This window comes from Streptomyces roseolilacinus, assembly GCF_014649335.1.
Classification (GTDB): Bacteria; Actinomycetota; Actinomycetes; order Streptomycetales; family Streptomycetaceae; genus Streptomyces; species Streptomyces roseolilacinus.
Genome location: NZ_BMSV01000001.1, coordinates 81,939 through 103,021 on the forward strand (window position 1 = coordinate 81,939; position 21,083 = coordinate 103,021).

General features: G+C 73.6%; 20 protein-coding genes and 1 pseudogene. 10 read left to right on the top strand and 11 right to left on the bottom strand.

Annotation, left to right across the window (positions count from 1 at the left end; translation table 11 throughout):
• Window positions 1–22 precede the first annotated feature (22 nt).
• A complete protein-coding gene (locus IE106_RS00320) occupies window positions 23–1,189 on the top strand; it encodes an ABC transporter ATP-binding protein (RefSeq protein WP_189529185.1) in 1,167 nt (388 codons plus the stop codon).
• The gene (locus IE106_RS00325) at window positions 1,186–2,004 is read left to right on the top strand and encodes an ABC transporter permease (RefSeq protein WP_189529186.1); all 819 of its coding nucleotides are present in this window, start codon (window positions 1,186–1,188) and stop codon (window positions 2,002–2,004) included. Before IE106_RS00320 ends, IE106_RS00325 begins: the two co-directional genes overlap by 4 nt.
• A gap of 13 nt (window positions 2,005–2,017) precedes the next feature.
• On the opposite strand, the gene IE106_RS00330 is transcribed toward IE106_RS00325, so the two are convergent.
• A complete protein-coding gene (locus IE106_RS00330; RefSeq protein WP_189529187.1) occupies window positions 2,018–2,353 on the bottom strand; it encodes an Rv1322 family protein in 336 nt (111 codons plus the stop codon).
• Between the two features lie 228 nt (window positions 2,354–2,581).
• Between IE106_RS00330 and IE106_RS00335 the strand changes: the two genes are divergently transcribed.
• Window positions 2,582–3,616, top strand: a complete 1,035-nt coding sequence (locus tag IE106_RS00335) for an LLM class flavin-dependent oxidoreductase (RefSeq protein WP_189529188.1) — start codon at window positions 2,582–2,584, stop codon at window positions 3,614–3,616.
• Window positions 3,617–3,732: 116 nt separating this feature from the next.
• Here IE106_RS00335 and IE106_RS00340 read toward each other — a convergent pair whose 3' ends face one another.
• Window positions 3,733–4,125, bottom strand: a complete 393-nt coding sequence (locus tag IE106_RS00340) for an SCO5389 family protein (RefSeq protein WP_189529189.1) — start codon at window positions 4,123–4,125, stop codon at window positions 3,733–3,735.
• Window positions 4,126–4,345: 220 nt separating this feature from the next.
• On the opposite strand from IE106_RS00340, the gene nucS reads away from it, so the two are divergent.
• On the top strand, window positions 4,346–5,017 hold the full coding sequence (nucS, locus tag IE106_RS00345; protein ID WP_189529190.1) for an endonuclease NucS: 672 nt from the start codon (window positions 4,346–4,348) through the stop codon (window positions 5,015–5,017).
• A gap of 106 nt (window positions 5,018–5,123) precedes the next feature.
• Here the strand turns inward: nucS and IE106_RS00350 are convergent, their stop codons facing one another.
• The 4 genes from IE106_RS00350 to IE106_RS00365 all read right to left on the bottom strand — a co-directional run bounded on the left by IE106_RS00350 (window position 5,124) and on the right by IE106_RS00365 (window position 10,552).
• Window positions 5,124–8,063 (bottom strand): ATP-binding protein, encoded by a 2,940-nt coding sequence (locus IE106_RS00350; protein WP_189529191.1) that lies wholly within the window; start codon window positions 8,061–8,063, stop codon window positions 5,124–5,126.
• A gap of 403 nt (window positions 8,064–8,466) precedes the next feature.
• Window positions 8,467–8,790 (bottom strand): STAS domain-containing protein, encoded by a 324-nt coding sequence (locus IE106_RS00355; RefSeq protein ID WP_189529192.1) that lies wholly within the window; start codon window positions 8,788–8,790, stop codon window positions 8,467–8,469.
• 145 nt (window positions 8,791–8,935) lie between these two features.
• Window positions 8,936–9,784 carry a 3-hydroxyacyl-CoA dehydrogenase family protein gene (locus IE106_RS00360; protein WP_189529193.1) on the bottom strand — a complete coding sequence of 283 codons (849 nt, stop codon included), beginning with the start codon at window positions 9,782–9,784 and terminating at the stop codon, window positions 8,936–8,938.
• A gap of 129 nt (window positions 9,785–9,913) precedes the next feature.
• Entirely contained in the window at window positions 9,914–10,552 is a 639-nt protein-coding gene (locus IE106_RS00365) for a TetR/AcrR family transcriptional regulator (protein WP_189529194.1), read from the bottom strand.
• A 79-nt stretch (window positions 10,553–10,631) separates the two neighbouring features.
• Here IE106_RS00365 and IE106_RS00370 point away from each other — a divergent pair, with 79 nt between their 5' ends.
• From IE106_RS00370 to IE106_RS00380, 3 genes and pseudogenes are all read left to right on the top strand, one after another.
• Complete coding sequence (locus IE106_RS00370; protein ID WP_189529195.1) at window positions 10,632–11,420, top strand: ABC transporter ATP-binding protein; 789 nt, start codon at window positions 10,632–10,634, stop codon at window positions 11,418–11,420.
• Window positions 11,421–11,429: 9 nt separating this feature from the next.
• A pseudogene (locus IE106_RS00375) lies at window positions 11,430–12,178 on the top strand (ABC transporter permease).
• A gap of 13 nt (window positions 12,179–12,191) precedes the next feature.
• Window positions 12,192–12,764 carry a cob(I)yrinic acid a,c-diamide adenosyltransferase gene (locus IE106_RS00380; protein WP_189529196.1) on the top strand — a complete coding sequence of 191 codons (573 nt, stop codon included), beginning with the start codon at window positions 12,192–12,194 and terminating at the stop codon, window positions 12,762–12,764.
• 75 nt (window positions 12,765–12,839) lie between these two features.
• Here the strand turns inward: IE106_RS00380 and IE106_RS00385 are convergent, their stop codons facing one another.
• Window positions 12,840–13,406 carry a hypothetical protein gene (locus tag IE106_RS00385; RefSeq protein WP_189529197.1) on the bottom strand — a complete coding sequence of 189 codons (567 nt, stop codon included), beginning with the start codon at window positions 13,404–13,406 and terminating at the stop codon, window positions 12,840–12,842.
• A gap of 134 nt (window positions 13,407–13,540) precedes the next feature.
• Between IE106_RS00385 and IE106_RS00390 the strand changes: the two genes are divergently transcribed.
• The 3 genes from IE106_RS00390 to IE106_RS00400 all read left to right on the top strand — a co-directional run bounded on the left by IE106_RS00390 (window position 13,541) and on the right by IE106_RS00400 (window position 17,425).
• The gene (locus tag IE106_RS00390; protein WP_229839898.1) at window positions 13,541–14,743 is read left to right on the top strand and encodes a sensor histidine kinase; all 1,203 of its coding nucleotides are present in this window, start codon (window positions 13,541–13,543) and stop codon (window positions 14,741–14,743) included.
• Window positions 14,740–15,426, top strand: a complete 687-nt coding sequence (locus tag IE106_RS00395) for a response regulator (RefSeq protein WP_189529199.1) — start codon at window positions 14,740–14,742, stop codon at window positions 15,424–15,426. The genes IE106_RS00390 and IE106_RS00395 overlap by 4 nt, the downstream gene beginning before the upstream one ends.
• A 127-nt stretch (window positions 15,427–15,553) precedes the next feature.
• A complete protein-coding gene (locus IE106_RS00400; protein WP_373295885.1) occupies window positions 15,554–17,425 on the top strand; it encodes a glycoside hydrolase family 18 chitinase in 1,872 nt (623 codons plus the stop codon).
• Between the two features lie 92 nt (window positions 17,426–17,517).
• On the opposite strand, the gene IE106_RS00405 is transcribed toward IE106_RS00400, so the two are convergent.
• From IE106_RS00405 to IE106_RS00420, 4 genes are all read right to left on the bottom strand, one after another.
• The gene (locus IE106_RS00405; RefSeq protein WP_189529200.1) at window positions 17,518–17,964 is read right to left on the bottom strand and encodes a DUF2550 domain-containing protein; all 447 of its coding nucleotides are present in this window, start codon (window positions 17,962–17,964) and stop codon (window positions 17,518–17,520) included.
• A 156-nt stretch (window positions 17,965–18,120) separates the two neighbouring features.
• The gene (locus IE106_RS00410; protein WP_189529201.1) at window positions 18,121–18,495 is read right to left on the bottom strand and encodes a F0F1 ATP synthase subunit epsilon; all 375 of its coding nucleotides are present in this window, start codon (window positions 18,493–18,495) and stop codon (window positions 18,121–18,123) included.
• 210 nt (window positions 18,496–18,705) lie between these two features.
• On the bottom strand, window positions 18,706–20,148 hold the full coding sequence (gene atpD / locus IE106_RS00415; RefSeq protein ID WP_189529202.1) for a F0F1 ATP synthase subunit beta: 1,443 nt from the start codon (window positions 20,146–20,148) through the stop codon (window positions 18,706–18,708).
• A complete protein-coding gene (locus IE106_RS00420) occupies window positions 20,148–21,065 on the bottom strand; it encodes a F0F1 ATP synthase subunit gamma (protein ID WP_189529203.1) in 918 nt (305 codons plus the stop codon). The genes atpD and IE106_RS00420 overlap by 1 nt, the downstream gene beginning before the upstream one ends.
• Between the last annotated feature and the right edge of the window lie 18 nt (window positions 21,066–21,083).

The window sequence follows — 21,083 nt, forward strand, 5'->3', positions numbered from 1 at the left end:
CCGAGCTGTGTGGGGCTGGAGAATGATCGAGGCAGTCCGCCTGACCAAGCGCTACGGCGCCAAGACCGCCGTGGACGACCTGTCGTTCCAGGTGCGGCCCGGCGTCGTCACCGGGTTCCTGGGGCCGAACGGCTCCGGCAAGTCGACCACGATGCGCATGATCCTCGGGCTGGACCGGCCCACCTCCGGACGCGTCACGATCGGCGGCCACCCCTTCCGGGAGCTGCCGAACGCGCCCCGCCAGGTCGGCGCCCTCCTCGACGCGCGGGCGGTGCACGGGGGCCGCACGGCCCGCAGCCACCTGCTCGCCCTCGCCCAGCTCGCCGGCATCCCCGCGCGCCGCGTGGACGAGGTGCTGGGCGTCGTCGGCCTCCAGGACGTGGCGCGCAGGCGGTCCAAGGGGTTCTCGCTCGGCATGGGCCAGCGGCTCGGCATCGCGGCGGCGCTCCTCGGCGACCCGCAGGTGCTCCTCTTCGACGAGCCGGTCAACGGCCTGGACCCGGAGGGCATCCTCTGGGTGCGGAACCTGATGAAGGCGCTGGCCGCGGAGGGCCGCACGGTCTTCGTCTCCTCGCACCTGATGAGCGAGATGGCCCTCACCGCCGACCACCTCGTCGTCATCGGCCGGGGGCGACTGCTCGCCGACATGAGCGTGCGCGAGTTCATCGCCACCAACTCCGCCGGCTTCGCTCGCGTACGGACCCCGGCGGGGGAACCGGAGCAGCGCGAGAAGCTGGTCGCCGCCCTGACCGGGGCCGGCGGCTTCGTCCTGTCGGAGCCGGACGGGGCCCTGCGCGTGACCGGGCTGCCCCTCCCCCGCGTCAGCGACCTGGCGCACGACGCCGGGGTCCGGCTGTGGGAGCTGTCCCCGCACCAGGCGTCGCTGGAGGAGGCGTACATGCGGATGACGCAGACGGCCGTGGACTACCGCTCCACGGACGACCGGCTCGCGGAGCTGGGGCCGGTGCCCGAGCAGCCGCCCGTCGTCCCCGACGTCCCGCTGGAGGGCTGGTACGCGCCCCCGCCGCCCGCCCCGGTACCCGTGCCCGCCCCGGCGGCCCCGCCGGTGCCGGCCGGTGCCGCGGCCGCCCCGGCCGCCTCCGGCGGTCCGGCGGACGCGGACCGCGCCGGCGGGGGCGGTCCGCAGCAGAGCCGTACGCACGAGAGCAGCACCGAGGACGCCCGATGACCACCACCCCGTACACCTCCCCCATCCCCGTGCGCCGCGCCCACCTCGGGGACGCCATCGCCTCCGAGTGGACCAAGATGCGGTCGCTGCGGTCGACGCTCTGGACGCTGGGCGTGATGGTCGTGCTCGTCCTCGGGCTCGGGGTGCTGCTGGCGTACGCGATCGGTGAGGCGTCGGCCTCGCCGGACGCGTACGAGGGCGGCTCCGTCCTCACCCTGGGCCTGCTCGGGATGCTGCTCGCCACGGTGTGCGTGATCACGCTGGGCGTGCTGACGATCACCTCCGAGTTCGGCACGGGCATGATCCGCACGACCCTGACGGCGTGCCCGAGCCGGGGCCGGGTGCTGACCGCCAAGGCGATCGTCTTCTTCGCCCTGGTCTTCGTGACGACGACGCTCGTCTCGGCGTTCACCGCGGCCGCGCAGTGCGCGGTCCTCGGGACGACGGGCGGGGCGAGCGCCGGGCAGTGGATCCGCGTGACGGTCGGCGTGGGCCTGTTCATGGCGTTCCTGGGGCTGCTGTCCCTGGCCGTGGGCGCCCTGCTGCGGCACTCGGCGGGGTCGATCACGACGATGATCGGCCTGGTGCTGCTGCCGTACGTGCTGGCGATCGGCCTGTACACCCGGGAGCTGAACGACCTGCGCACCGCGCTCGTCGAGTACTCCATCCCGGCCCTGCTCGGCACCCTCTACACCGGCGGCCCCGTCGGCGGCATGCCGATGCCGTCCGGCTGGCAGCCGCTGTGGATCATCATGGGCGTGACCGCCGTGGCGCTGGCCGGGGCGTACACGGCGCTCGACCGCCGGGACGCGTGAGCCGGCCCGCGGCCTAGTGGCGCGGGGCGTTGCGGGACCGCTGCACCCGGGTGGTGCGGCGGTCCTTCGCGTTCCAGCACGCCCGGTGCCAGTGCCGCCGGTCGTCCACGCCGCCGTACTCGGGCCAGGCCACCACGTGCGGGACGCCGGAGGGGATCTCCTGGTCGCAGCCGGGGCAGCGGTACCGCTTCCCCGCCGCGCTCGCGCCCGCCACGTTCCGCACGGCCCACTCCTCGCCCTGCCACGTCTCCGTCCGCTGGAACCCGCCGTAGCGGTCGCCGTCGCCCCCGCCGGTCTCGGGGAACTTCTCTCCGCCCCTCTTCGGGGGCCGGTTGCGGCGCGGGGACACGGGGCACCTCACAGGGCGGACGGAACGGGTGTCCCGTCCAGCCTAAGTGCCCCGCGGCGGCCTCCGGCACGGCCTCGCCGCCCCCCGACACCTGTGCGATCCACCCCCCACCCAGGGGCGGTTAGCCGAAAATCGCAAGAACCCGGCCACGGGCCGTTGCCTTTGGCACGTGTCAGGCGTTGTCGGCGGTGGGGGGAGCGGCGTCGGCGGTCAAGGAGGCACAAGGCGATGCGCGTGGGGACTTTCGTGCTGGCGGCGCAGTTCCCCGGCCAGGGGCACAGCGAGGCGCTGCACCGCGCGGTGCGTTCGGCGGAGGTCGCCGAGGAGGCGGGGCTGGACTCGGTGTGGCTCGCGGAGCACCACTTCGTGCCGTACGGCGTGTGCCCCTCCGCCGTCACCCTGGCCGCGCTGCTGCTGGGCCGGACGCGCCGCATCCGGGTCGGCACGGCGGTGAGCGTGCTGCCGACGGCCCATCCGGTCGCGCTGGGCGAGCAGGCGTCGCTGCTGCACATCGCCTCGGGCGGGCGGTTCACGCTCGGGGTGGGCCGTGGCGGGCCGTGGGTCGACCTGGAGGTGTTCGGCGCGGGCCTGGAGGCGTACGAGCGGCACTTCCCGGAGTCCCTGGACGTGCTGCTGCGCTGGCTGCGCGAGGGGCGCGTCGGGGCGGACGGCGAGCGGCACCGCTTCCGGGAGGTCGCGGTCGTGCCCCGGCCGGACGAGCTGATCGACGGGGCGGGCGCGCCGGAGACGGTCCTCGCCTGCACGTCGCCGAGGAGCGTCCGGCTCGCCGCGGGGCACGGCCTGCCGATGCTGCTCGGGATGCACTGCGGGGACGAGGAGAAGGCGGAGATCACCGCCCTGTGGCGCCGTGAGGCCCTCGCCGCCGGGCACACCCCGGACGAGGTCGCGCGGATCGCCGAGCGGCACGTGTCGGCGGGCGTCGCGCAGATCGCCGACCACACGGCGGACGCGGTGGAGACGCTGCTGAAGGCGATGCCCGGCTGGCTGCACCAGGGGCTCGGCGCCCATGTGACCGTGGACGGCCGGCACCGGTCGATGCGGGACCCGTACGCGTACACGGAGCTGCTGTGCCGGCTGCATCCGGTCGGGACGCCCCGGCTGGCGGCGGACCGGCTGGCCGCCACGTCGGAGCGGACGGGCATCCGGCGGTTCGCGCTGCTGGCCGAGGGGTCGGGCCAGGTCGCGGCGACGGAGGAGAACGTGCGGCGGCTGGGTGCCGAGGTCCTGCCGCTGCTGCGGTGAGCCGTGCGGGCGCCGGCCGGGCGGTGGGGCGCGGGGCCCGTCCTGCCGGCTGGCTGCCGCCCCTGCATCCGTCGTCCCTCCCTAGGTGATGCGGAGCGGCAACACGTACGCGGCGGTCAGCAGTCGCGCAGCACGGGCGACTGGTTCAGCAGCTGGGCCCGTACGGAGGTGAAGCGGGCCAGCCGCTCGTCGACCGCCGGGTCCAGGGGGAACACCGCGACACGATGGCAGTTCTGGAAGGCCAACCGGACGCCGAAGTGGCGCTCCAGCGCCCCCCGTATCGCGTCACTCGCCAGCGCGCGCAGCAGCTGTCCGCGCGCGTGCTCGTCCGGCGGAGGCGTCTGGTTGTCGGCGAAGGCACCCCCGTCGACCTTCAGCCGGGCCACCAGAGAACTGATCATCTCCCATGCGAAGGGCAGGGAGGTCCGGACGCAGTCGACGAAGTCCGCTTCGTCGACCTCGCCTCGCTCGGCCTGGTCCAACAGAGCCGGTGAGACGTCGAGCGACATGGGTTCTCCTCTCGCGACCCCGCGGGGAGCGGGGTCTTACGGGCAGGGAAGGAGGACCCCCCGTGCGTGCACGCTGCGTGCACGGGCGGCGACCTCCTGCTTCCACGGTAGGGGCGCCGTCCGGGCCGCACCAGGAGATTGGCCCACAACAGGCCAAGGATTCACGGCCGTTTGGCACCGAATCGCGCGGAACCACGTGTGTCGAGTAGCGTTGCCGACCATGCGTCTCGTCATCGCCCGCTGCTCCGTGGACTACGCGGGCCGGCTCACCGCCCACCTGCCCTCCGCCCCCCGCCTGATCCTGGTCAAGGCGGACGGCAGCGTCTCGATCCACGCCGACGACCGGGCCTACAAACCTCTCAACTGGATGTCCCCTCCGTGCACCCTCAAGGAGGGTGAGGGCGACTCCGCCGGCGTCTGGACGGTCGTCAACAAGGCGGGCGAGAAACTGATCATCACCATGGAGGAGATCCTCCACGACTCGTCCCACGAGCTGGGCGTGGACCCGGGCCTCATCAAGGACGGGGTGGAGGCGCACCTGCAGGAGCTGCTCGCCGACCGGATCGAGACACTGGGCGCGGGGTACACGCTGATCCGCCGCGAGTACCCCACGGCGATCGGCCCGGTCGACATCCTGTGCCGGGACGCCGACGGCGGCACGGTCGCCGTCGAGATCAAGCGGCGCGGGGAGATCGACGGCGTGGAGCAGCTGACCCGCTACCTGGAGCTGCTGAACCGGGACCCGCACCTGGCGCCGGTGAAGGGCGTGTTCGCCGCGCAGGAGATCAAGCCGCAGGCGCGCGTGCTGGCGACGGACCGGGGCATCCACTGCGCGGTGCTGGACTACGACGCGCTGCGCGGCATCGAGGACGACAAGCTGCGCCTGTTCTGACGGCTCGTCGGGATCACGGGAACGTACGCGTACGGCCCCGGGCGGTGGTGCCACCCGGGGCCGTCGTCGTGCCGTGCGGGCGTGGGCCGCGGGCGCCGCGCCCGGCTCAGGCGTCCGAGCCGCCGGGGCCCGGCGCGCCGGGCGTGACGGTGCCGCTGGCGTTGGACGACGTACCGCCGCCGGTGGAGTCGCCGCCGCCGTCGCCGCCGCTGGTGCCGCCCGCGGCGCCGCCCGGGTCGGGGGTCTCGGTGGGCTGCTCGGTCGGCGGGTCCGAGGGGGACGGGCTGGTCGTCGTGGACCCCGAGGGGCCGGGGCTGGTGGTGGACGAGCCGCCGCCGGAGGTCGGGGAGCCCGTGGTGCTCGGGGAGGTGGTGGAGCCGCCGGTGCTGGTACCGCCGCCGGTGCCGCCGGACGTGGTGGTGCCGGACGTGGTGGTGCCGTCGCCGGTGCCGCCGGACGTCGTGTCGCCGCCGGGCGTCGACGGGCCGGTCGCCGGGCCGGTCGGGTCGTCGCCCGTGGAGCCGGTCGAGCCGGGCTGCTCGGACGAGCCGGGCCCGTCGCCCGCCGGTTCGGTGGCGGAGCCGCCCGTACCGCCGCCGGACGTGCCGGTGGTGCCGCCGCCGCCGTCGTCGGGGGTCTCGTCGTCGAGGCCGCCGCCGGTGGTGCCGTCGATGCCCGAGGAGTGCTCGGTGACGACCCTGTCGTCGGTGGTGCCGCCGTCGCCGCCGGAGGAGGTCGCGCCGAGGGTGACGACCGTGCCGAGCACCGCCGCGAGGACGGCGCCCGCGCCGGCCGCGACGAGGTTGCGCCGGGTGCCGCTGAGCAGCAGGCTCCGCGGCCCCTTCCGCGCGGGGCGCTCCTGCCGGGGGTACGCGTACGTCCCCCCGTCCGCGCCCGTGCCTGCGCCCGTGCTCGCGCTCGCGCTCGCGCCGACGGCGCCGTACGCGGCGTCGAAGTCGGCCCCGGCGGAGCCGCCCGAGGCGCCGGGCCCCGCGGTCGAGCCGTACCCGACGAGGGGACCGGAAGCGGAACCGGAACCGGAAGCGGAACCGGGATCCGCGCCGAAGCCCGCGGCGGTCCCCGTCCCGAAGCCGGTGCCCGCTCGGCCGCCGGTCCCGGCCGTGGAACCGTACCCGCCGCTCAGGCCGTACCCGGCGCCCGTGCCCGCCGGCGCGTCCGCGCCGGGGCCGGCCGCGGCGGCCGGTCCCGTACCGGAACCCGTACGGCCGGGTCCGGCGCCCGGGGCGCCCGTGTGGCCCGCGCCGGGCGCCGGGCCCGCGCGGAGGCTGCCCGGCAGCGGCGTGGCCGCGTGGTCGTACGACGGGGACGCCTGCCGGGCACTGCGCTCGCGGTCGGCCACCAGGGCGAGGGCGCGGCGGCCGGCGACCGTGCCGCGCTTGTCCGCGAGGGCGCCGCGCAGCGCGATGGACGCCTCCAACTCGGCGCGCGCCCGGTCGAGGTTGCCCTTGCACAGGGCGAGGACGCCCAGCTCGTGGTGGAAGTACGCCTCTTCGGCGACCTCGCCGGCGAGCCGCGCGGCGGCCTGGCCGGAGCGCAGCGCCCGCTCCCAGGCGCCCCAGTGCAGGCCGGCCGCGAGGGCGGGCGCCGCGCTGCGGGCGAGGAGGACGGCGGTGCTGGCGTGCCCGGCCTCCTGGCTGGACGCGAGGGTGTGCAGCGCGGCGAGCACGGCGTCGGCCTCGGCGGTGACCCGCTCGGGGGCGACGGACGGGTGGCCCACCCACCAGGCGTAGTGCTGGGCGGCGGTGTGGGTGCGGGTCAGGGCGCCCTCGTCGTAGCCGTGTTCGGCGAGCTGTTCGGTGACGCCGGGGGCCAGGCGGTGGCGCGGGCCGACGGGGGTGAGCAGCCCGCAGCGGATCAACTCGCCGAGCGCGGCGTCGGCGTGGGTGTCCCCGACGAGGGCGGGCAGGTGCGCCTGGTGGGGGACCTCCCCGCCGAGGGCGACGGCGAAGCGGAGGGTCTCGCGGGCCGCCTCGGAGAGCCGGGAGGCGAGCAGCGCGGCGGGGGCGGCGGCTTCGCCGAGGCTCGGCAGGGGCGCGTCGCGGACGTCGGTGAAGACGCTGTTCTCCGGGTCCGTGTCGTCGCCCGCCGGGACGGGGGCGCGCAGGACGTCGCGCTGCTGGAGCAGGGCGCCGGCCTGGACGAAGCGGAGGGGCAGGCCCTCGGACTCGAACCAGAGGTCGCCCGCCCAGTTGGCCTCCTCGTCGGTGAGGGGCCGGTCGACGGCGTGCTCGAGGAGTTCGAGGGTGGTGGACCGGTCGAGGCCGGTGAGGACCACCTCGTCGACGGAGGCGTCCGGGGAGGGCGCGGGGGTGTCGGGGGTGGCCGCGAAGAGGAACGCGCACTCGGGGGCTGCGTCGAGGAGTTCGTCGAGGGACGCGCCGCCGAACTCGAGGTCGTCGAGGAGGACGACGGCGCCGATCTCGCGGACGAGGGCGAGCAGCCCGGCCCGGTCGGGGCGGTGGCCCGGGGCGTGGTGGACGGCCGCGAAGAGGTCGTACAGGACGTCGCCGACGGTGTGGCGGTGGCCGGAGAGGCGGATGACGCCGTCGGGCGCGAGGCCGGCGCAGTCGGCGGCGACGGCGTCGAGCAGCCGGGTGCGGCCGGAGCCGGCCGGGCCGGTGAGGCGGACGGAGCGGCCGCGGGAGAGGAGGCGGACGAGCCGTTCGCGCTGTTCGGTGCGTTCCAGGAGCGGGGGGAGCAGGGCGGCGGGCCCGGCGGGTACGGGCGGGGCGGCGGCGCGGTCGCGTTCGGCGCGCTGCCCGGGGGTGCGGCGGGCGGGGGGCTCGGGCTGACGGCCGGGCGGGCAGGGCTCGATCTCGCTGCCGTCGACCGGGTTGACGGTGAGGAGGAAGTCACCGGCGACGAGTTGGGCGGTGCGGGCGGGGGCGGGGGACTTGCCGGTGCCGAGCGGTGCGGGCAGGTCGTCGCGGGAGGCGCGCGGGTGGCCGGCGTCGCCGCTCTGGTGGGCGGCGTCGTCGGTGCTGTCGTGGCCGTGGTCGTCCGGCCGCGGGTTCATCGGGTCCATGGTGAAAGCCCCCCAAAAGCGTGGTGCGGCGAAGCCCCTCCCGGCCGATCTGCACGCATGGTGTCGCTTCTGGTCCGGTGCCCGCCGTGTGGGTCCGTCGATGGGCAGACGTGCAAGACCCTAGACGTTCGCGGGGCCGCGGGAAACATCCGGGGTGCCGGCCGCCCCAGACGTCACGGTCTTGTGAGTATGGGCGGCTGGGGTCGCCTGGGGTGTTTTGCTCCCGCATGTACGGGCGGGCCGCGCGTCGCCGGCCGGGGCGGGCGCGTGCGGACGCCCGTCGGCCCGTACGGCGGGGGCGCGGCGGGTGGGTGTCCCGGGCGCGCCCCCGGGGGGGGCACCGGGCGCGCGCCCCGGGCGGTGCCCGCCGGTCGCGTGCCGCGGGCGCGTCCCCGGCCACGGCTCAGACGCGCGGGAGCGACTCGGCGGCGAGTCCGCCCTCGATGGCGAGGATGCGGTGGAGCCTGGTCGCCACGAGCAGGCGCTGCATCTGGGGCGGCACGCCGCGCAGGACGAGGCGGCGGCCGCAGCGGCCGGCGCGGCGGTGGGCGCCCATGATGACCCCGAGCCCGGTGGCGTCCCAGGAGTCGAGGTCGGTCAGGTCGAGTACGAGGTCGCCGGCTCCGTCGTCGACGGCCGAGTGCAGGACCGTACGGGCGTCCGCCGCGCTGCGGACATCGAGGCGGCCCCCGACGACCAGCTCGGTGTGGTCGCCCCTGATGTGCATATGCGCTCCCCGAGAGTGCTGTTCTTGTTCCGTCACGTCTTTCTGTTGCAACAAGTGACCACCGCATCACCTGAGCGGTTGCGCGTTGTAAGCAAACCGATACCGAGTTCACCCGAGAGGGTGAAGTCGATTTGGCACGGAGCGGTCAGTGCTTGTAGAAGCCCTGCCCGCTCTTGCGGCCGATGTCACCCGCGTCCACCATCCGGCGCATCAGCTCCGGCGGGGCGAACTTCTCGTCCTGGGACTCCGTGTAGATGTTGCCGGTGGCGTGCAGGAGGATGTCGACGCCGGTGAGGTCGGCGGTGGCGAGCGGGCCCATCGCGTGGCCGAACCCCAGCTTGCACGCGATGTCGATGTCCTCGGCGGAGGCCACGCCGGACTCGTACAGCTTGGCCGCCTCGACGACGAGGGCGGAGATGAGGCGCGTGGTGACGAAGCCGGCGACGTCGCGGTTGACGACGATGCAGGTCTTGCCGACCGACTCGGCGAACTCGCGGGCGGTGGCGAGGGTTTCGTCACTGGTCTTGTAGCCGCGGACGAGCTCGCAGAGCTGCATCATCGGGACGGGCGAGAAGAAGTGCGTGCCGACGACCCGCTCGGGGCGCTCGGTGACCGCCGCGATCTTGGTGATCGGGATGGCGGAGGTGTTGGAGGCGAGGACCGCGTCGTCCCGGACGAGCTTGTCGAGGGCGCGGAAGATCTCGTGCTTGACCTCCAGCTTCTCGAACACGGCCTCGACGACGATGTCGGCGTCGGCGGCGGCGTCGAGGTCGGTGGTCGTGGTGATGCGGGCCAGCGCGGCCTCGGCGTCGGCGGCGTCGAGCCTGCCCTTGGCGACGAACTTGTCGTACGACGCCTTGATGCCGTCGGTCCCGCGGGTGAGGGCGGCGTCCGTGACGTCGCGCAGCACGACGTCCCAGCCCGCCTGGGCCGAGACCTGCGCGATGCCGGACCCCATGAGTCCGGCGCCGATGACGGCGAGCTTCCTGGCCACGATCAATCCCCTTCACACGCGTCCACTTTTCGGTTCTCCGGCGGGAGGTTACTGCCCGGGAGGGTCGCTGTGGCGGTGAAGAGATGCGCGTCACGTCTCAGATGACGGACATCACACCGGAACGCTCTCTCAGGTGAGCCGTACCGCGTAGTCGAGGACCCGTTCGCCCAGGAGGTCCTCCATCTCGTCGAGGAGGGCGAGGGCTTCGCGGGAGACCTCGCGGGGGTCGCGGCCCTCCGCCATCCCGGCGGAGATGCGGTCCGTGAGGGCGGCGTACAGCCAGTCGAGCTGTCCGGCGACCAGGGCGGGGACGGGGTCGTCGTCCGGGGCCGCGACCTCGGCGCGCAGGGTGCGCTCCAGTTCCCCGAGGCCGTCCTGCCGGATCTGCCAGAGGCGGGAGCGCAGGGCGGGCACCTCCAGGACGACGCGCGTGAAGTCGGCGCACCCCTCGAAGAGGCCGACGGCGGGAGAGAGGGTCTCGACGGCCTCGTGCAGTTCCCGCAGGACGGCCCGGGCGGCCGACTCTCCCGTCCGGCGTCCGCGGACCCAGCGCGAGAGGCGGTCGACGGCGTCCTCCCCGCGGTCGAGGAACAGGTCCTCCTTGGCGGGGAAGTAGTTGTAGACGGTGTTGACCGAGACGTCGGCGGCCTCGGCGATCTCGGCGATCGTGACGGCGTCGAAGCCCCTCTCCAGGAAGAGGGCCGTGGCCACGTCGGAGATGTGCTGCCGGGTCCGCCTCTTCTTCCGCTCCCTGAGTCCCTCCGCCATGGCCGCATCCTAGCCGTCTTGGTGCGCACCAAAACTTGGGGTCATTGCAAATTTGGGGTCACTCTGATTTTCTGGGGGCATGGCAACGGCAATCATCAGTGCGGCCGGGCTGGCCCACACCTTCCGCGGGCGCGGCGGCCCCGTGGAGGCCGTCCGCGGCATCGACCTGACGGTCCTGCCCGGCGAGATCCTGGGCTTCCTCGGCCCCAACGGCGCCGGCAAGACCACCACCCTGCGCATGCTCACCACGCTGCTGCGCCCCACCGCCGGGACCGCGACCGTCGCCGGGTGCGACCTGGCCACCGACCCGGCCGGGGTACGGCGCAGGATCGGTTACGTCGCCCAGTCCGGCGGCGTCGACCCGGGCGCCCCCGTCCGCGAGGAGCTGGTCACGCAGGGCCGGCTCCACCGCCTGGGCAGGGCGGAGGCCGCCGGCCGCGCGGCCGGACTCGCCCGCGAACTGGGCCTCACCGACCTCCTCGACCGGCCCTGCGCCGCGCTGTCCGGCGGGCAGCGGCGGCGCCTGGACATCGCCCTGGGCCTCGTGCACCGGCCCGAGGTGCTCTTCCTCGACGAGCCCACGACCGGCCTCGACCCGGCCGGCCGCGCGGACTTGTGGCGGCTCGTACGGCGCCTGCGGGACACCCACGGCACCACGGTCTTCCTCACCACCCACCACCTCGACGAGGCCGACGAGCTGTCCGACCGGCTCGTCGTCGTCGACGGCGGCCGGGTCGCCGCCGAGGGCACGCCCGCCGCCCTGAAGGAGCGGTACGCGGGCTCGCCGGACGCCTCGCTCCAGGAGGCGTTCCTCGCCCTCACCGGCCGCGGCCCCGCACCCGCCGACTCCGCTCCGATCGCCGTCTAGGAGGACGACGTGCTGCTCCACGACACGGCGCTGGTCTTCGGGCGGTGCGCCCGGCAGACCCTGCGCTCCCGTTTCCACATGCTCTTCGGCGTGCTGACGCCCCTGCTGTACCTGGTCTTCTTCGGCCCGCTGCTCACCCGGCTCCCGCTCGGCGGCCACGGGGACTCCTGGCAGGTGCTCGTGCCGGGGCTGCTGCTCCAGCTCGGCCTGTTCGGCGCGTCGTTCGCCGGCTTCGGGATCGTCCTCGAGAAGCAGTGGGGGGTGGTCGAACGGATGCGGGCCACACCGGTGAGCCGGCTCGCCCTGCTCCTCGGCCGCGTCCTGCGGGACGTCGTGCTCTTCGTCGTCCAGGCGGTCCTGCTGGTGCTGGCGGCGCTGGTGATGGGGCTGCGGGCGCCGCTGGGCGGGATCCTCGTCGGCTTCGCCTTCGTCGCCGCGCTGACGGTGATCCTGGCGTCCCTGTCGTACGCGCTGGCGCTGAGGGCCTCCTCCCCGCAGGAGTTCGGGCCCGTCGTCAACGCGGTGACCGTGCCGTCGATGTGCTGTCCGGGCTGATGCTGCCGATGGCGCTGGCGCCCGGCTGGCTCGACCTGCTGTCGCGCCTGATGCCGCTGCGCTACCTGGTGGACGCGGTGCGGTCCGCGTACGCCGGGGACTACACGAGCCCGGACATGCTGTACGGGACGCTCGCCGCCGCCGTCTGCGCGGCGCTGGCCGTGACGGTCGGCACACGGGGCTTCCGGAGCGCCGGTACGTAACTAGGCTGGCCGCATGGTCAATCTGACGCGCATCTACACCCGCACCGGCGACAAGGGCACGACGGCGCTCGGCGACATGAGCCGCACCGCCAAGACGGACCTCCGGATCGCGGCGTACGCCGACGCCAACGAGGCGAACGCCGTCATCGGGACCGCCGTCGCCCTCGGCCGGCTGCCGGAGGAGGTCGTCAAGGTCCTCGTACGGGTGCAGAACGACCTGTTCGACGTGGGCGCGGACCTGTCGACCCCGGTGGTCGAGGACCCGAAGTACCCGCCGCTGCGGGTGGAGCAGTCCTACGTCGACAAGCTGGAGGCGGACTGCGACCGGTTCCTGGAGGACCTGGAGAAGCTCCGCTCCTTCATCCTGCCGGGCGGCACGCCGGGCGCGGCGCTCCTGCACCAGGCGTGCACGGTGGTCCGCCGCGCGGAGCGCTCGACGTGGGCGGCGCTGGAGGTGCACGGCGAGACGATGAACCCCCTGACGGCCACCTACCTCAACCGCCTGTCCGACCTGCTGTTCATCCTGGCCCGGACGGCCAACAAGGAGGTCGGCGACGTCCTGTGGGTCCCCGGCGGGGAACGCTGACCCGCCCCGGACCCCCGGCCCCGCCGGGGGTCCGGGGGCCCGCCTCCCGACCGGTACGGCGCCCCGCCGGGGCTGTCAGGCGTCCTTGCCGACCGGGACCGGCTTCTCCTCGGGGGCCTTTTTCGGCCAGATCGCGTACGACAGGGCGATCAGCCCGTGGATGCCCGCCGCCCGCCACGCCGCGCCCATCCAGCTCTGCAGCGGACCGACCCGGCCCGGGTCGTCCACGTACCAGACGGCGGCCTGGAGCAGGACGGTCGCGACGACCGCGCCGACCAGGGTGCCGAGCCACACGCGGCCCTCGTGGCGGGCGCGGGCCCTGCCGTACCGGGGCGGGCCGACCGGGCGGGGCGCGCCGCCGAAGCGGTGGGCGGCGTGGCCGTCCAGCCACTTCACGGTGCGGTGCCCGTGGCCGACGGTGTAGCCGATGTACAGCGCGGCCAGCCCGTGCGTCCAGCTCGGTTCGGCGCCGCCGCGCAGGTCCACGGCGGTCGCCACGAGGAGGACGACCTCCAGCAGCGGCTCGCACAGCAGCAGCGCCGCACCCGTGCGCGGCATCCTCAGCACGTACCGCGCGGCGAGCCCCGCCGCCAGCAGCACCCAGAAGCCGACTTCGCAGACCACGATCAATGTGACGACCATGCCTCCCAGCCTGCCGTCGCCGCGCGCCCCGGGCGTCGTCGCCGATGAGGAATCCGCGCTGCATCCTTCGATGTAGTCGCGGCTCACCCCGCGCGGGGAGGCGGCGGGGGCCCGGGGCCGTGTTGGATGGGAACGTGACACCGCCCCGCCCCCACCGCGACGACGTCTTCCTGGCCGCGACCGGCCTGGCCGGCGGCCTCCTGCTGTGGTCGCTCGGGGTGTTCAACCAGGGCCCGCGGCACAGCGTGGTCGACGCGTCCTGGGCCGTCCTGCTGCCGCTGTCCGTGATGACGGCGCTGGAGTTCGTCCGGCGCAGCAGGCCCCGCACGGCGCTGCTGGTCGGGACGGTCGCGATCGTCGCGGACCAGCTCACGCGCGGCAGCATCGCGACGATCCTGATGTTCACGGACCTGGTGTACGCGGCCGTGGTGTACGGCTCCCCCGCCCTCGCCCGCCGGCTGCCGGTCACGACGGGGCTCGTCACCGTCGCCGTCTCGATCGCGTCGCTGGCCTGGTACCAGGAGCCGTGGGCGCTGCTGATCGGCATCCTCGCCGGCATGGTGTCGTTCGTCCCCGCCACCACCGGCGCGGTCGTCCGCAACCACCGGCAGGCCGCCGACGCGGCCCGGCTGCGCGCCGAGCAGACGGCACTGCTGGCGGAGATGGACCGGCGGGAGGCGGTGGTCGCGGAGCGGGCCCGGATGGCGCGGGAGCTGCACGACATGGTCGCGGGGAACCTCTCCGCGATCGCCATCCACTCGACCGCCGCGCTCTCCCTCGACGACCCGGACACCAGCCGGGAGGCGCTCGGCGTGATCCGGGAGAACAGCGTCGAGGGACTGGCCGAAATGCGCCGGTTGATCTCGCTGCTCCGGGACAGCGGCGCCGAGAGCGAGCCCGCGCCCGCGCCGACCCTGGCCGGGCTCGCCGCCCTCGTGCGGCAGGCGGCGGCGCACGGCGCGGCGAGCGGGCTGACGTTCGCGCTGACCGCCCCGCCGTCCGACGAGGACCTGCCCGCGCCGGTGGAGCTGGCGGCGTACCGCATCGTGCAGGAGTCGCTGACGAACGCGCTGAAGCACGCCGACGCGGGCGAGGTGGCCGTCGTGGTGGAGCGTACCGGCCACGCGCTGACGGTCGCGGTGACCAGTCCCTTCGACCGCCCGGCGGCGGGGCCGCGCGCACCCGGGTCGGGGGCCGGACTGGTCGGGATGCGGGAGCGGGTGGCGCTGCTGGGCGGGGAGTTCGAGGCGGGCCCGGCCGACGGGGCGGGGCACCGGACGTGGCGGGTACGGGCGGTGCTGCCCGTGGCGGAGGACGACAGGGAGCCGGCGACATGAGCACGGAGACGACGGGCGGCACGGTCCGCGTACTGGTCGCCGAGGACCAGAAGGCCGTACGGGCGGGGCTGGTCCTCATCCTGCGCAGCGCCCCCGGCATCGAGGTGGTCGGCGAGGCCGGGGACGGCGAGGCGGCGGTGCGGCTGACCCGCGAGCTGCGCCCGGACCTGGTGCTGATGGACGTTCAGATGCCGCTGCTGGACGGGGTGGAGGCGACGCGCCGGGTGGTGGCCGAGGGCCTCGCGGACGTCCTGGTCCTGACCACCTTCGACCTGGACGAGTACGTCTTCGGGGCGCTGCGGGCCGGCGCCGCCGGGTTCCTGCTGAAGAACACCGAGGCGCGGGACCTGATCGAGGCGGTACGGACGGTGGCGCGCGGCGAGGGCCTGATCGCCCCGGCGGTCACCCGGCGGCTGATCGCGGAGTTCGCGGCGCCGCGGCGGGGCGGGACGGGCGACCGCGCGGCGGACGCCGGACCGGACCGGAGCGTGCTCGCCCCGCTGACGCGGCGGGAGCGCGAGGTGCTGTCGTGCCTCGGCGAGGGGCTGTCGAACGCGGAGGTCGCGGTGCGCCTCGACATGGCGGAGGCGACGGTGAAGACGCACGTCAGCAGGCTTCTGGGGAAGCTCGGCCTGCGCAGCCGGGTGCAAGCCGCGGTGCTGGCTCGGGAATTGGGCGTCTGACCCGAGAAGCCTTCCCAGTGGTCTGGACCTATTGACGATTGGTCCAGACCTTCCTACGCTCACGGCGCGCACCTTTCACGGACACACGTGACCCCCACCATGTCCGTCCACATCTTGAGGAGCACCGTTGAGCACGAGCACTCAAGCACCACGGAGCAAAAGGGGACTCCTGGCCAGAGCCACGGCCGGAGCCACCGCACTGCTGCTGCTTCCCCTGGCCGCGATGGTCGGCCTCGCCACCCCCGCCCAGGCGGCCGCCTCGGCGACCGCCACCTACACCAAGGCCTCCGACTGGGGCGGCGGCTTCGAGGGCAGGTGGACGGTGAAGAACACCGGCACCACCTCCCTCTCCTCCTGGACCGTCGAGTGGGACTTCCCCACCGGCACCTCCGTCACCTCCGCCTGGGACGCCACCGTCACCAACAGCGGCACCCACTGGACCGCCAAGAACCTCGGCTGGAACGGCACCCTCGCCCCCGGGGCGTCCGTCACCTTCGGCTTCAACGGCTCCGGCTCGGGCTCCCCCTCCGGCTGCAAGCTGAACGGCGAGTCCTGTGACGGCGGCCCGGGCCAGCCCGGCGACAGCGCCCCGTCCGCGCCCGGCAAGCCCACCGCCTCCGACATCACCGACACGTCGGTGAAGCTCAGCTGGGCCGCGGCCACCGACGACAAGGGCGTCAAGAACTACGACGTCCTGCGCGGCGGCACCAAGGTCGCGACCGTCACCGGCCTGACGTACTCGGACACCGGCCTGACCGCCGGCACCGACTACTCCTACAGCGTCCAGGCGCGGGACACCGCCGACCAGACCGGCCCGGCCAGCGCCTCCGTCGCGGTCCGCACGACCGGTGGCGACACGGGCCCCGGCCCCGGCCCCGGCCCGTCGTCCACCGTCAAGATGGGCTACTTCACCAACTGGGGCGTCTACGGCCGCAACTACCACGTCAAGAACCTCGTGACGTCCGGTACGGTCAACAAGATCACCCACATCAACTACGCGTTCGGCAACGTCCAGGGCGGCAAGTGCACCATCGGTGACGCCTACGCGGACTACGACAAGGCGTACACCGCCGACCAGTCCGTCGACGGCAAGGCCGACACCTGGGACCAGCCGCTGCGCGGCAACTTCAACCAGCTGCGCAAGCTGAAGGCCCAGTACCCGCACATCAAGGTGCTGTGGTCGTTCGGCGGCTGGACCTGGTCCGGCGGCTTCGGCCAGGCCGTGCAGAACCCGGCCGCCTTCGCCCAGTCCTGCTACGACCTGGTGGAGGACCCCCGCTGGGCCGACGTCTTCGACGGCATCGACCTGGACTGGGAGTACCCGAACGCCTGCGGCCTGACCTGCGACACCAGCGGCCCGGCCGCCTTCACCAAGATGATGCAGGCCATGCGCGGCAAGTTCGGCGCGAACAACCTGGTCACGGCGGCCATCACCGCGGACGCCTCGGCCGGCGGCAAGATCGACGCCGCGGAGTACGGTCCGGCATCGCAGTACATCGACTGGTACAACGTGATGACGTACGACTTCTTCGGCGCCTGGGAGGCGAAGGGTCCGACGGCCCCGCACTCCCCGCTGACCGCCTACCCGGGCATCCCGCAGTCCGGCTTCACCTCCGCCGAGGCGATCGCCAAGCTCAAGGCGAAGGGCGTGCCCGCCAAGAAGCTGCTGCTCGGCATCGGCTTCTACGGGCGCGGCTGGACCGGCGTCACCCAGAAGGAGCCGGGCGGCACCGCGACCGGCCCCGCGGGCGGCACGTACGAGCAGGGCATCGAGGACTACAAGGTCCTCAAGAACACCTGCCCGGCGAACGGCACCGTGGCCGGCACGGCGTACGCCCACTGCGGCACCAACTGGTGGAGCTACGACACCCCGGCGACGGTCCAGTCCAAGATGGCCTGGGCCAAGGGCCAGGGCCTGGGCGGCGCCTTCTACTGGGAGTTCAGCGGCGACACCGCCAACGGTGAGCTGGCCACGGCCGTCCACTCCGGCCTCCAGTAACCGCTGACCCGTCCGGCACCCCCGGACGACGATCGAGCCGCACCGGAAACGGTGCGGCTCGATTCGTGTGCGGGGGGGGCGGGACGCGCGGCCTACGCCACGTTCACCCGCTGCCCGGGGGGCGCCGCCTCCAGCCAGGCGAGGAAACCGGTGAGGGCGTCCTCGCTCATGGCGAGCTCCAGCCGCGTCCCCCCGTGCAGACAGCCCAGCACGACGGAGTCCGACAGGAGCGCCAGCTCCTCCTCGCCCTCCGGCATGCGGCGGTCCAGGACCTCGATGGAGGACCGCTCCAGGACGCGGCGCGGACGGGGCGCGTACGAGAAGACCCGGAACCAGGCGATCCGGTCGCCGCCGTACCGGGCGACCCCGTACACCCAGCCCTTGCCGGAGGTGTCGACCTCCTCGGGGACGTTCCAGCGGAGACTGCAGTCGAACGTGCCGCCCGACCGCTGGATCAGCCGCCGGCGCAGGCCGAAGACGAAGAGCCCGATCACCACCAGTGCGACGACCAGTGCGCTCACCAGCAGAGCGAGGAACATCTCCACCGACCTCCTCGCTTCGTCCTGTAACCGAATACGACCTGCATCTGCATCGCCTCAGCCGCGGTCCGGTCTGGAGAATCCAGGCCGAGCCGCGGCTGAGGGGCCGGGCCGCCCCCTGAGGGGCTCCCGGCGGGGTGGATCGGCGACGGTGCGCTAGCGCGCCGCCACCGCGCGCAGCCGGATCTCGGCGCGCCGCTCTGCCGCGGCGTCCGACTCCGCCTTCGCACGCTCCAGCGCACGCTCGGCGCGCTGGGGGTCGATCTCGTCCGCAAGCTCGGCGATCTCCGCGAGCAGCGACAGCTTGTTGTCCGCGAACGAGAGGAAACCGCCGTGCACAGCGGCGACGACCGTGCCCCCCTCGCTCGTACGGATGGTCACCGGGCCCGACTCCAGCACACCGAGCAGCGGCTGGTGGCCGGGCATGACGCCGATGTCGCCGGAGGTGGTGCGCGCGATGACCAGGGTGGCCTCGCCGGACCAGACACTCCGGTCCGCGGCGACCAGCTCGACGTGCAGCTCAGCGGCCAAGGGTGGCTCCTCGGGTCACCACCCGGCGGGTCTTGCCGGGTGTTGGGTCATAAGTCTAGTAGGGCCGTCGGCACCGGAGCGCCGAGGACCCGCGTCGGCCAGCACGGCCGGGGGCGGCCGCGGGGGCGGCCGGGGTCCGGGGCCGGGGGCCCCGGAGGGGGTGCAGCGCGAGGGGGCGGGACGTGCCCGCCCCCTCACACCTCACGGACTTCAGGAGACGCCGAGGTCCTTGGCGTTCTTCTTGAGGTCCTCGAGGCCACCGCACATGAAGAAGGCCTGCTCCGGGAAGTGGTCGTACTCACCGTCGCAGATCGCGTTGAACGCGGCGATCGACTCGTCGAGCGGGACGTCCGAACCGTCCACGCCGGTGAACTGCTTCGCCGCGTGGGTGTTCTGGGACAGGAAGCGCTCGACGCGACGGGCGCGGTGGACGACCAGCTTGTCCTCTTCGCCCAGCTCGTCGATACCGAGGATCGCGATGATGTCCTGGAGGTCCTTGTACTTCTGCAGGATGCCCTTGACGCGCATGGCGGCGTCGTAGTGGTCCTGCGCGATGTAGCGCGGGTCCAGGATCCGGGACGTGGAGTCCAGCGGGTCCACGGCCGGGTAGATGCCCTTCTCGGAGATCGGACGGGAGAGAACCGTCGTCGCGTCGAGGTGGGCGAAGGTGGTGGCCGGCGCCGGGTCGGTCAGGTCGTCGGCGGGGACGTAGATCGCCTGCATCGAGGTGATCGAGTGACCGCGGGTCGACGTGATGCGCTCCTGGAGGAGACCCATCTCGTCGGCCAGGTTCGGCTGGTAACCCACCGCGGACGGCATGCGGCCGAGCAGGGTGGACACCTCGGAACCGGCCTGGGTGAACCGGAAGATGTTGTCGATGAAGAAGAGCACGTCCTGCTTCTGGACGTCGCGGAAGTACTCCGCCATCGTCAGACCGGCCAGGGCGACGCGCAGACGGGTGCCCGGGGGCTCGTCCATCTGGCCGAAGACCAGGGCGGTCTTGTCCAGGACGCCGGACTCCTCCATCTCCGCGATGAGGTCGTTGCCCTCGCGGGTGCGCTCGCCGACGCCCGCGAAGACGGAGACGCCCTCGTGGAGGTTGGCGACACGCATGATCATTTCCTGGATCAGCACGGTCTTGCCGACACCGGCACCACCGAACAGGCCGATCTTTCCACCCTTGACGTACGGGGTGAGGAGGTCGACGACCTTCAGGCCGGTCTCGAACATCTCGGTCTTCGACTCGAGCTGGTCGAAGGCCGGGGCCTGGCGGTGGATCGGCCAGCGCTCGGTGACGTCGGCGTTGGTCTCCGGCATGTTCAGAACCTCACCGAGGGTGTTGAACACCTTGCCCTTGGTGAAGTCGCCGACCGGGACGGAGATGCCCGCGCCCGTGTCGGTCACCGGGGCCTGGCGGACCAGGCCGTCGGTGGGCTGCATGGAGATGGCGCGGATGATGCCGTCGCCGAGGTGCTGGGCGACCTCGAGCGTCAGCGTCTTGCGCTTGCCCTCCTCGGCCGGGTCGTCGACCTGGACCGTCAGCGCGTTGTAGATCTCCGGCATCGCGTCGACGGGGAACTCCACGTCGACGACCGGGCCGATGACCCGGGCGACGCGGCCCGTGGCGGCGGCCGTCTCAACAGTGGTCGTCATTACTTGTCACTCCCCGCGGTCGCGTCGGCCAGGGCGCTCGCGCCACCGACGATCTCGCTGATTTCCTGGGTGATTTCGGCCTGGCGGGCCGCGTTGGCAAGGCGCGAGAGCGAGTTGATCAGCTCTCCCGCGTTGTCGGTCGCCGACTTCATCGCCCGGCGGCGGGCCGCGTGCTCGGAGGCGGCGGCCTGCAGCAGGGCGTTGTAGACGCGGCTCTCGACGTAGCGCGGCAGGAGGGCGTCCAGGACGTCCTCCGCCGACGGCTCGAAGTCGAACAGGGGAAGGATCTCGCCCTTGGTCCCCGTCTCCTCCGCGGCCTTCTCGAGGCTGAGCGGCAGCATCCGGTCGTCCGCCGGCGTCTGCGTCATCATCGACACGAACTCCGTGAAGACGATGTGCAGCTCGTCGACACCGCCGTCCGCGGCGTCCTGCTGGACGGCCGCGATCAGCGGGGCGGCCACCTGCTTGGCGTCCGCGTAGGTCGGGTTGTCGGAGAAGCCGGTCCAGGCGTCCGCGACCTTGCGCTCGCGGAAGCCGTAGTAGGCGACACCCTTGCGGCCGACGACGTACGTGTCGACCTCCTTGCCCTCGCCGCGAAGCCGCTCGGTGAGCCGGTCGGCCTGCTTGATGGCGTTGGAGGAGTAGCCGCCGGCCAGACCGCGGTCGCTCGTGATGAGCAGGACCGCGGCACGGGTCGGGGACTGCGCCTCCGTGGTGAGGGGGTGGTTGGTGTTCGACCCGGTCGCCACCGCCGTGACCGCTCGGGTGAGCTCGGTCGCGTACGGCGTGGAGGCCGCCACCTTGCGCTGCGCCTTGACGATGCGCGAGGCGGCGATCATCTCCATCGCCTTGGTGATCTTCTTCGTCGCGGTGACGGACCGGATGCGACGCTTGTAGACCCGGAGCTGCGCTCCCATGGATCAGGTCCCTTCCGT